Annotated in this window: 1 protein-coding gene; it reads left to right on the forward strand. The window is 61.3% G+C overall.

Annotation, left to right across the window (positions count from 1 at the left end; translation table 11 throughout):
* Nucleotides 1-132 precede the first annotated feature (132 nt).
* The coding region (locus ACNOHI_RS25435; RefSeq protein ID WP_420477507.1) for a flagellin at nt 133-548 on the forward strand (416 nt) is incomplete at its 3' end.

A 548-nucleotide genomic window follows, 5' to 3' on the forward strand; every position in this document is an offset into this window, starting at 1 on the left:
CTGCAAAGTCAATAGGTTCAGCGTCGCGCGCCGCCGTTCTGGCTTGGCGCGATCCTTGCTTGGAGAGGGACGAGCAAAACGCTCCCGCGTTCGAGAATTGAGCGCGGAAACCTCGAAGAAGGACGCAGCCAAATGGCTCTCAATTCGATCAACACCAACTCGAACGCCCTCATCGCGCTCGAGAACCTCAACGCCACCAACCAGGCGCTGCAGGACACCCAGAACCGCATCTCCACCGGCCAGAAGGTGTCGAGCGCCAAGGACAACGGCGCCATCTACGCCATCGCCCAAAACCTCCGCGCTCAGAATACGGCCTTCGATTCCGTGAAGGACTCCCTGAACCGCGGCGTCTCCACGGTGGACGTGGCCCTTTCGGCCGGCAACTCGATCTCCAGCGCCCTCACCCAGATGAAGCAGCTGGCCCTGTCGGCTTCGGATACGAGCCTGGACGCCAACAGCCGCGCCGCTTTCCAGTCCAAGTACCAGGAGACCGCCCAGCAGATTCAGACCTATCTGAAGAACGCCTCGTTCAACGGCGTGAACCTGCT

It is taken from the genome of Noviherbaspirillum sp. ST9, assembly GCF_048799745.1.
In the GTDB taxonomy this organism is placed as follows: Bacteria; Pseudomonadota; Gammaproteobacteria; order Burkholderiales; family Burkholderiaceae_D; genus Noviherbaspirillum.